The sequence below is a fragment of the Paracoccus sp. IB05 genome, assembly GCF_016405985.1.
Taxonomy (GTDB): domain Bacteria; phylum Pseudomonadota; class Alphaproteobacteria; order Rhodobacterales; family Rhodobacteraceae; genus Pseudogemmobacter.
In genome coordinates, this window is sequence record NZ_JAEFCF010000024.1 from 74,384 (window position 1) to 84,762 (window position 10,379).

Here is a 10,379-nt window from a genome sequence, read left to right on the forward strand (position 1 = left end):
CTCAGCCGATCAGCAGGATCTGCACATCGGCCACATTGGTGCCACTGGCGCCGGTGATCAGCAGATCACCCGAGGCCGCCAGCGCCTTGTTGGAATCATTATTCGCAAGCAAAGCCTCGGGGTCGACGCCTCCGCGCATCCGCGCGGCCGAGCCCGCATCGACCAGCCCGCCCGCCGCATCGGTTGGCCCATCGCGCCCGTCAGTGCCGCCAGACAGAAAGACCCAGGGGCCGGTGACGCCTGTGGCCCCAAGCGCCACGCGAAGTGCAAGCTCTTGATTTCGACCGCCTTTACCGTCTCCGCGCAGCGTCACTGTGGTCTCACCACCCCAGATCAGGCAGGCCCCGGGCGCGGCCTGTTCCGCCGCCGCGAGAATCGTCTCTGCCGCAGCCCCCACATCACCGGTCAGCGGCTGATCCATGATCACCACCGGATGGCCCGCGCCATCGCGGATCGCTTCCAGGCTTTGCCGGTTCGACCCGATCAGCCGGTTCAGCGCAGCCATGGGTGGCGGGGATTCGTCTTCCGCAGCACTCAGATGCGCCCGGGCCGATGCGGGCAAGGCCTCCCACAGACCGGCCCTGCGCAGGATGTCGCCCGCCGCCGCCCGCCCGCCCAGAGGCGCCACGGTTGGTCCGCTCGCGATCGTGCGCAGATCATCGCCGATCACATCGGAAAGGATCCAGGCCGAAACCGGCGCCGGTGCCGCCAGCCGCAGCATGCCCCCGCCTTTCAGCTGCGACAGGTTCTGCCGAATCAGGTTCATCTGAGTGATATCAAGCCCGCCCGCGAGCAAAAGCCGGTTCACTTCGGCCTTGTCCGCAAGGCTGACGCCCTCGACCGGCGCCGGCAACAGCGCCGAGCCACCGCCCGAGATCAGTGCGATCACCCGGTCATCCGCCCCTGCCCCGTGCAACGCCGCCATCACCGCCTGACCGGCGCGCAGCCCATTCTCATCGGGCACCGGATGACCCGAGGCAAAAACCTGCACGCGCCCGAACCCATCGGGCAGGGACGCGGCATTTTCGTAATTCGTCACCAGAATGACCTCAGCCTCCGGCGACAGATGCCGCAGCGCTTCGGCCACCATCGGCACCGCCGCCTTTCCGACGGCGATGACGATCTGGCGCCCGGGCGCCAAAGGAAAGGGCGCAGTTTCCAGCGCACGCCTGAGCGCCAATGCCGGATCCGCCGCCTGAACCGCACGCGCGAACAACGCCCGCGCCTCTTCGCGCAGCCCCGAAATCTCAGCCCGGGCCGCGCCCTCTCCCCTGGTCATATCTTACCCTGCGATTTGTTTGGCTTTTTCCACCAGAACTTCTGCCTGACGGATCGACGCATAGTCAATCAGGCGCCCATCGAGCGAGACTGCCCCCTTGCCTTCGGTCGCCGCCTTGGCCATCGCCTCGAGGATGCGTTTCGCGCGGGTGACCTCGGCTTCGGACGGGCTCATCACCTCATTGGCAAGATCGACCTGGCTCGGATGGATCGCCCATTTGCCCTCACAGCCCAGCACCGCCGCGCGCTTTGCCGCCGCACGATAGCCGTCGGGGTCCGAGAAATCGCCAAACGGCCCATCCACCGGGCGAAGCCCGTTCGCGCGCGCCGCAACCACCATCCGCGCCAGCGCGTAATGCCACATATCGCCCCAATGGACGGCGCGGGTGCCGTCTTCCAGCGGGTCGGTCAGCACCGAATAATCCGGGTTCACACCGCCGATGATCGTGGTCCGCGCCCGGGTCGAGGCCGCGTAATCCGCCACACCGAAATGCAGGCTCTCATTGCGTTTGGACGCACCTGCGATCTCGGTCACGTTCTGCATGCCAAGCGCGGTCTCGATGATATGTTCAAAGCCGATTCGTTTTTTGTAACCCCTGGCATCCTCGATCTGCGTCACCAGCATATCGACGGCATAGACATCGGCAGCGGTGCCCACTTTCGGGATCATGATCAGGTCGAGCCGCTCGCCCGCCTGCTCCACCACATCGACAACATCGCGATACATGTAATGCGTATCGAGCCCGTTGATTCGCACCGACATGGTTTTCTTGCCCCAGTCCATCTCGTTCAGGGCCTTGATGATATTCTTGCGGGCCTGGGCTTTGTCATCGGGCGCCACCGCATCCTCGAGATCGAGGAACACGACATCCGCATCAGATTGTGCAGCCTTTTCAAAGAGTTGTGGCTGGCTGCCCGGAACTGCCAATTCGCTGCGATTCAGCCGTGCCGGTGCCTGTTCGATGGGGTGAAAGCTCATTGTGGATCCTCCTCAGGATGTGATCTGTGCTGATCCAATGCGAGAAAGAAAATTACTTTCCTGTCAAGAAATATTATTTCTGCGCTGTAAATGCGAGCCGCGCGGCCCCGGCATCTCCGCTCTGCTGATGCGAGTAAAACCACGCGATTGCCTGAGCACGGCTATGGACGCCGAGCTTTTCATAAAGGTTCGACAAGTGAAATTTCACCGTATTGGCCGAGATGCCGAAATCGCCCGCCAGGTCGCGATTCGTCAGCCCGCGTGCCAATGCCTCCAGCAGCGATTTTTCGCGTCGCGTCAGCTGGTGGATCGGGTCGGTCTGCAGCTCGCGCACGTCGAGAAACGGGAAAACCATCTGGCCCGAAGCCACCGCGAGACAGGTATCGACCAGCTTCTCGACCGAGGTGGAGCGCGCGACAAACCCGGCAGCACCGGCGATCATCGACTTGCGGGGCAATTCGCCGTTCTGGTCATCGCCATAGACGATCAGCCGGGGCGCATTGGGCTGATCGCGCAACACCTCGATCAGCTTCTGGCCGCCGAGCGCGGGGATCCGCCAGTCGATAATCCCCAGTTCCACCGGCACCCGCATCACGGCGCCAAGAAACCCCTCGGCGCTTGAACTGGTGGCGACCAGAGAGAATCGGGGATCACGGTCGAAAATCTCAGACATCGCGCCCAGAACCAGCGGATTGCTGTCCGCAAGCGCGAGCGAGATCTGTCGGGACGCTGGGCTAAGCGCTTGCATTCACAACCCTTCCGCTAGAAAACCTACCCGTATGGATAGGTAAATTTTCGGTATACATCCGCATATCAAGACATTCTGGCAGGTTTTTTCCTACCCAAACAGAAGCCCAAAAGCAGGAGGTAGTTCCGTTGTGAAACTTTCATAACAAGTATTCCCTGAGGTCAACGATTATTCACGGCGAGCAGGGAATAACCCGACGCCGCCCCATGGGAGGACTGTTATGCAAGGTATCCGCGGCCTTTTCGTCCCCGGCCCAACCAATGTGCCCGAGGCGATTCGCAAAGCGATCGACGTGCCGATGGAGGATCATCGTTCGCCCGATGTGCCTGCACTGGTGCTGCCGCTGTTCCAGGATCTGAAGAAGGTCTTCCACACTGAAACCGGTCAGGTCTTCGTGTTCCCGGCGACCGGGACCGGCGGCTGGGAAGCCTCGATCACCAATACATTGTCGCCCGGCGACAAGGTTCTGGCGCCGCGTTTCGGACAATTCTCGGTGCTCTGGGTTGATCTCTGCCAGCGCCTTGGCCTCGATGTTGAAACCATCGACTGCGAATGGGGCACCGGCGTGCCGCTCGACAAGCTGGCCGAGCGCCTCAGCGCTGATAAAAAGCGCGAGATCAAGGCGATCCTCGCCTGCCATAACGAGACCGCGACCGGGGTGACCTCGGATATCGCCGGTGTTCGAAAAGTGATGGATCAGTGCGATCACCCGGCTTTGCTTTACGTAGACGGCATCTCCTCCATCGGGTCGATCGAGTTCCGCATGGATGACTGGGGTGTCGACCTCGCGGTGGCCGGCTCGCAAAAGGGCTTCATGATGCCGGCGGGTCTGGCAATCATCGGCGTCAGCCAGAAAGCGCTGGAGGCCTCGAAAACCAACGGGCTGCGCCGTTGCTACTTTGACTTCAAGGATATGACCGCGACCAACGCGACCGGTTACTTCCCCTATACGCCGCCGATGAATATGCTGCGCGGGTTGCGCGCCTCGCTCGACCGCATCAATGCGGAAGGGATCGAGAATATCTGGGCGCGGCATAAATTCCTTGCCGAAGGCGTGCGTCGCGCAGTCTCCGCCTGGGATATGACGCTCTGCGCGAAAGAGCCGAAATGGCATTCCGACACCGTCAGCGCCATCGTCGTGCCCGAAGGCCATGACGCCCGCAAGGTGATCGCGCGCGCCTATGACCGTTACGGCCTGTCGCTTGGTGCCGGGCTGTCGGTCGTGGCCGGCAAGGTCTTCCGCATCGGCCATCTCGGCGATCTGAACGAGCTGATGCTGATGATGGCGCTTGGCGGTGCCGAGATGTCGATGCGCGATGTGGGCATCCCGATCGAGGCGGGCTCCGGCGTCGCGGCGGCCGAGGAATTCTGGCGTAAATCCAATTCGCGCTCGATGGCGCTGGCGGCAGAATAAGCCGTTTCCCTGGCTGCGGCATCGCCCGCAGCCAGACACCAACCGCGAAAAAAACGCGGAAATTCACAACCATAACCGGTCAGGGAGGGCCGCGCATGGACATTCATGAATATCAGGCGAAAGAGATTCTTCACCGTTTCGGTGTTGCAATTCCGGATGGGGCGCTGGCCTACAGCCCCGAACAGGCGGCCTACCGCGCAAGGGAAATGGGGGGCACACGCTGGATCGTGAAGGCCCAGGTCCATGCCGGCGGGCGTGGCAAGGCCGGCGGCGTCAAGATCTGTTCCTCGGAACATGAGATCCAGGACGCCACCAATGAGATGTTCGGCCGCCGTCTGGTCACGCATCAGACCGGCGCCGAAGGCAAGGGCATTTACCGCATCTATGTCGAGGCGGCAGTGCCGTTCGAGCGCGAGATCTATCTCGGCTTCGTGCTTGACCGTTCGTCGCAGCGGGTGATGATCGTCGCCTCTTCGGAAGGCGGGATGGAGATCGAAGAAATCTCGGCCACCCGGCCGGAAAGCATCGTGCGCTCGACGGTCGAGCCGGCGGTGGGCCTTCAGGAATTCCAGGCGCGGGAAATCGCGTTTGCACTGAAGATCCCGACCGACATGATCCAGCAGATGGTGCGCACGCTGCAGGGCTGCTACCGCGCCTTCACCGAGCTTGACGCGACCATGGTCGAGATCAACCCGCTGGTGATCACCGCCGACCGCCGCATCCTGGCGCTCGACGCGAAAATGACCTTTGATACCAATGCCTTGTTCCGTCACCCGGCCATTGCCGAGCTGCGCGACAAAAGCCAGGAAGACCCGCGCGAAAGCCGCGCGGCGGATCGTGGCCTCTCTTACATCGGCCTGTCCGGCAATATCGGCTGCATCGTGAACGGCGCCGGGCTTGCCATGGCGACGATGGATACGATCAAGCTGGCGGGTGGCGAGCCCGCGAACTTCCTCGATATCGGCGGCGGCGCGACGCCCGAGCGGGTGGCGAAGGCGTTTCGCCTCGTGAATTCGGATGAAAACGTTCAGGCGATCCTTGTGAACATCTTCGCCGGCATCAACCGCTGCGACTGGGTGGCCGAAGGTGTGGTCCAGGCGCTTCAGGCCAATCCGGTCGATGTGCCGGTCGTGGTGCGGCTCGCGGGCACCAATGTCGAGGAAGGGCTGAAGATCCTTGCGAAAAGCGGACTGCCGATCATCCGCGCGACCTCGCTGATGGAGGCAGCAGATCGCGCTGTTTCGGCCTGGAAAAACGACAAAACCCAGAACACCCGGATGAGGATCGTGAAATGAGCATCTTTCTCGACAGAAACACCCCCGTCATCATCCAGGGCATTACTGGCCGCATGGCGCAGTTCCACGCCAAGGAAATGCTGGATTACGGCACCAACCTCGTCGGCGGCGTCGTGCCTGGCAAGGCGGGCGAGACCGTCCACGGCGTCCCGGTTTTCGACACGGTAAAGCAAGCGGTCGAGGCCACCGGCGCCGAGGCGAGCCTTGTCTTCGTGCCCCCGCCCTTCGCCGCTGACAGCATCATGGAGGCCGCAGATGGCGGCATCCGCTATTGCGTCTGCATCACCGACGGCATCCCGGCCCAGGATATGATCCGCGTCAAACGCTATATGATGCGTTACCCCAAGGAAAAGCGCATGGTCCTGACCGGGCCGAACTGCGCCGGCACCATTTCTCCCGGGAAATCGCTGGTCGGCATCATGCCCGGGCATATCTATCTGCCCGGTCATGTGGGGATTGTCGGGCGCTCCGGCACGCTGGGCTATGAGGCGGCGCAGCAGCTGAAAGATCGCGGCATCGGGGTTTCGACCAGTGTCGGCATCGGCGGCGATCCGATCAACGGCTCGTCCTTCCGCGATATACTTGAGCAGTTCGAGAAGGATCCCGACACCCATATCGTCTGTCTGATCGGTGAAATCGGCGGCCCGCAAGAGGCCGAAGCCGCCGCCTGGATCCAGGAAAACATGACGAAACCGGTGGTCGCCTATATCGCCGGCCTCACCGCACCGAAGGGCCGCACGATGGGTCATGCCGGCGCGATCATCTCGGCCTTTGGCGAAAGCGCCAGCGAAAAGGTCGAGATCCTCACTGCCGCCGGCGTCACCGTGGCCGAGAACCCCTCGGTCATCGGTGAGACCATCGCCCGCGTGCTGAACGCCGCCTGAACCGCAAGGGGGGAACGCATCATGGCTGCAAAACCAAAGGTTCTTGTCACCCGCCGCTGGCCCGCTGCGGTCGAGGCGAAAATGTCGGAGATCTTCGACACCGATCTGAACCGGGCCGACCGGCCTCTGGGGCTCGCAGAGTTCCGGGACGCCTTTCGCAGCTATGATGCTGTTCTTCCGACGGTGACTGACAAACTCCCTGCCGAGGCCTTTTGCGAGGCCCCGGCGCGGGTGAAAATCCTTGCAAATTATGGGGTTGGATTTTCCCATATCGACACCGGATCTGCGAAGGATCGCGGCATCATGGTGACGAATACGCCTGATGTGCTGTCAGAATGCACCGCTGATATCGCTATGACGCTGATGCTGATGGTGGCGCGGCGCGCCGGTGAAGGCGAGCGCGAGGTCCGGGACGGCAAATGGACCGGCTGGCGGCCGACCCATATGATCGGCACGCGGGTCTCGGGCGCAACGCTCGGCATCATCGGCTTTGGCCGTATCGGCCAGGCGATGGCGCAGCGCGCGCATCACGGATTTGGCATGAAAATCCTGGTGCAAAACCGCTCGGCAATCGCGCCGGAGGTGCTCGCCCGCTATAATGCGGTGCAGGTGGAAACCATCGAAGACCTGTTGCCGGCCTGCGATTTCGTCTCGCTTCACTGCCCCGGGGGCGCGGCAAACCGGCATCTGATCAATGCGCGGCGCCTCGACCTGATGCGGCCCGGTGCCTTCCTGATCAATACAGCGCGCGGCGAAGTGGTTGATGAACATGCGCTTTCCCGTGCGCTCTGGTATGGCACCATCGGTGGCGCCGGGCTTGATGTGTTTGAGCGCGAACCACAGATCCCGGCAGATCTTCTCAACAGCGACAACCTTGTGCTGCTGCCGCATCTGGGATCGGCAACCCGCGAAACCCGTGAGGCCATGGGGTTCCGCGTCTTTGAAAACCTGGTCGATTTCTTTGAGGGCCGCGCTCCTCGCGACAGGGTGGCATGATGAACCGGGTGATGCCTGATCCGGGCCTGCCCGCAGACAGCGATGCGGCCGCGCTGCGCCACCTGTTGCATGACCTGCTGGCGGAAGTGGTGACCCAGCGTGCGCCTGAAGTCGCCACCTGGCTTGCCACTGGCGCGACCGCCCCGATCCCCGCCGATGACCGCGCTATCCCCTATCTCCAGGCGCTGAACATCCGCTTTCAGCTGTCGCGGATCGCCGAGGAAAATGACGCGATGCGTCAGCGCCGCCGGATCGAGGCGCGAGAGGGGGCAGAGAATGTTCCCGGCTCTTTTGCGGCGGCCTTCGCAGGCCTCGCCCAGCAGGGGATGGACTCCGCCGCAATTGACGCGGCAGTCGCAAAACTCGCGGTGGTGCCGACGATGACCGCGCATCCGACCGAGGCGAAACGGGTCACCATTCTTGAAATTCACCGCCGCATCTATCGCCGCCTTGTCGAGCTTGAGACCCAACGCTGGACCCCGCGCGAGCGCGAAGCCCTCTATATAGAGATCCGCTGCGAGATCGAGCTTCTGTGGCTGACCGGGGAATTGCGGCTGGAACGCCCCAGCCTCACCGATGAGATCAATTGGGGCCTGCAATTTTTCCGCAACAGCCTCTTTGACGCGGTTCCCCAGCTTTATGAACGCTTTATCGATGCGCGCACCGCATTCGCCCCGCAATCGGCGGCATCGGAACGTCCCTGTCTGCGGTTCAACACCTGGATTGGCGGCGACCGCGACGGCAATCCCAATGTGACGGCCGAGGTGACGCGGGCCGCGATCAGCGCCGGAAGACTGGCCGCGCTTGCCTGCCATATCGAAGGGGTCGAGCGCGCCGCGCGGCGGCTCAGCATTTCCTGCCGCATCGTGCCGGTCCCCGAGACCAATATGGCCGCGCTGGCCGCCGTCATCGTGCAAAGCCGGAGCGGCACGCCACATAACCAACGCAATCCTAATGAGATTTTCCGCCAGGCGCTGAGCGCGATCCTCGCCCGGCTGATCGCAAGCCGGGATGGCACTGCGACCGCCTATCGCGGTCCGCATGAACTGGTCGGCGATCTGAACAGTGTCGAAGCCGCCCTGCTCGCCATCGGCGCCGGCGATCTCGCAAGGGCCTGGATCCGCCCGGTGCGCTGGCGGGCCGAGGTTTTCGGGTTTCGCACCGCCGCGCTGGATCTGCGGCAAAATTCGACCATTATCAACGCGGTCCTGGATGAGATCTGGGCCGCGCAAGGGATCAGCGCCCGCAGTGGCACCCCTGCCGGAGCCGCGGAAATCCGGCGCGCCCTCGCCGACCCCGAACTGCCCCAAATGCAGGATACTGACCTCGGGCCGGTCGCGCAGGATCTGCTCGCGCTGCTGCGGCTTACCCGCGAAAGCGGGCATGACCCCGAGGCGTTTGGCCCTTTCATCGTGTCAATGGCGCGCTCTGCCGAGGATATTCTGGCGGTACATCTGCTGGCGCGCTATGCCGCCGGTGCCTGCCCCGGCGCCCCTGCGCTGGTCGTCGTGCCGCTGTTCGAAACCATCGCCGACCTGCGCGCTGGCCCGGAAATTCTGGAAGAGCTGTTGAAAAACAACGCCTTTCGCGCGGGCCTTCGGGAAAAACGCGGCCATGTCGAGGTTATGCTGGGCTATTCCGATTCCGGGAAAGACGGTGGCTTCCTCTGTTCGACCTGGGAATTGCACCGCGCCCAGCGGCGGATCACGGCAACACTGGCCGCGCATGGGTTCCGTCCCAGTTTCTTTCACGGTCGCGGTGGTTCAGCCAGCCGGGGTGGTGCGCCCACAGAACGCGCCATTGCGGCCCAGCCCGGCGGCACCATTGGCGGCGCATTGAAACTCACCGAGCAAGGTGAGGTGGTTTCCGCAAAATATGCCAATCGCGGCACAGCTCTCTACAATATGGAGTTGCTCACCGCCGCGGTTCTGACCCATACCGCCAGCTCGGGGTCGCAGGGATCGCTGGTCCATCCTGACCAGGACGAAGCCCTTGTCGCCCTTTCCGGCATGTCGCAGGCGGTCTGGTCACGCTTGGTCGAAAGCCCGGATTTCGTGCGCTATTTCGAAGAGGCGAGCCCGGTCGGCGAATTATCCGCGTTGAAACTGGGCTCGCGGCCGGCGCGGCGCCACGGGGCAAAGACGCTCGCTGATCTGCGTGCCATCCCCTGGGTCTTCGCCTGGTCCCAGAACCGGCATATGCTGACCGGCTGGTATGGTTTCGGATCCGCGATCACCTCCTTCCTTTCGGTGCGCGGCGAAAGCGGCAGGCTGCTCCTGTCGCGGATGTTCTCCTCTAACCCCCTGTTTCGCATGGTGGTTGACGAGATCGAGAAGAGCCTGGTGCAGGCGGATATGGATGTCGCCGCCGGTTATGCCAGCCTTGTCACCGACCGCGATCTGGCCAACACTCTGTTTGGGATGATCCGCGAGGAGTACCAGCTGACCTGCGCGGCGATCCTGCAGATCACCAGCCAGGATGCGCTCGCCGCGCGGTTCCCGATGTTCCGCGAGGGGTTCGAACGCAACCGGGTCGCCCTTGACCAGCTCAATCGCCTGCAGATTGACCTCTTGCGCCAGGCGCGCCAAAGCGAACGGCAGGCGCTTTCCGTGCCGCTCTTGCAAAGCATGAACTGCATCGCAGCCGGCCTCGGTTGGACCGGCTGACCCCCCTTTCCGCAGATCCAGGACCAGAAAGAGGCCCGACATGCCCGATACACGTTTCCAAAGCTCCGGCTTTTTCACCGAATCTCTTTCCTCGCGCGACCCCGAGCTTTTCGGGGCGA

Annotated in this window: 8 protein-coding genes; 5 read left to right on the top strand and 3 right to left on the bottom strand. The window is 63.0% G+C overall.

Annotated elements, in window-relative coordinates:
• Window position 1: 1 nt before the first annotated feature.
• The 3 genes from JC607_RS15930 to JC607_RS15940 all read right to left on the bottom strand — a co-directional run bounded on the left by JC607_RS15930 (window position 2) and on the right by JC607_RS15940 (window position 3,005).
• Window positions 2-1,279 carry a glycerate kinase gene (locus JC607_RS15930; protein WP_233092946.1) on the bottom strand — a complete coding sequence of 426 codons (1,278 nt, stop codon included), beginning with the start codon at window positions 1,277-1,279 and terminating at the stop codon, window positions 2-4.
• A 3-nt stretch (window positions 1,280-1,282) separates the two neighbouring features.
• Entirely contained in the window at window positions 1,283-2,257 is a 975-nt protein-coding gene (locus JC607_RS15935; protein ID WP_198837885.1) for a CoA ester lyase, read from the bottom strand.
• Window positions 2,258-2,330: 73 nt separating this feature from the next.
• Window positions 2,331-3,005: a response regulator transcription factor gene (locus JC607_RS15940; protein ID WP_198837886.1), complete on the bottom strand. Its 675-nt coding sequence runs from the start codon at window positions 3,003-3,005 to the stop codon at window positions 2,331-2,333.
• Between the two features lie 220 nt (window positions 3,006-3,225).
• Between JC607_RS15940 and JC607_RS15945 the strand changes: the two genes are divergently transcribed.
• From JC607_RS15945 to JC607_RS15965, 5 genes are all read left to right on the top strand, one after another.
• Entirely contained in the window at window positions 3,226-4,419 is a 1,194-nt protein-coding gene (locus tag JC607_RS15945) for an aminotransferase class V-fold PLP-dependent enzyme (protein WP_233092947.1), read from the top strand.
• Window positions 4,420-4,514: 95 nt separating this feature from the next.
• Window positions 4,515-5,714: a malate--CoA ligase subunit beta gene (locus JC607_RS15950; protein ID WP_198837887.1), complete on the top strand. Its 1,200-nt coding sequence runs from the start codon at window positions 4,515-4,517 to the stop codon at window positions 5,712-5,714.
• Window positions 5,711-6,598 (top strand): succinate--CoA ligase subunit alpha, encoded by an 888-nt coding sequence (gene sucD / locus JC607_RS15955; protein WP_092895998.1) that lies wholly within the window; start codon window positions 5,711-5,713, stop codon window positions 6,596-6,598. Before JC607_RS15950 ends, sucD begins: the two co-directional genes overlap by 4 nt.
• Window positions 6,599-6,619: 21 nt before the next feature.
• Window positions 6,620-7,594: a D-glycerate dehydrogenase gene (locus tag JC607_RS15960; protein ID WP_198837888.1), complete on the top strand. Its 975-nt coding sequence runs from the start codon at window positions 6,620-6,622 to the stop codon at window positions 7,592-7,594.
• An 11-nt stretch (window positions 7,595-7,605) separates the two neighbouring features.
• A complete protein-coding gene (locus JC607_RS15965; protein WP_198837889.1) occupies window positions 7,606-10,260 on the top strand; it encodes a phosphoenolpyruvate carboxylase in 2,655 nt (884 codons plus the stop codon).
• Window positions 10,261-10,379 lie beyond the last annotated feature (119 nt).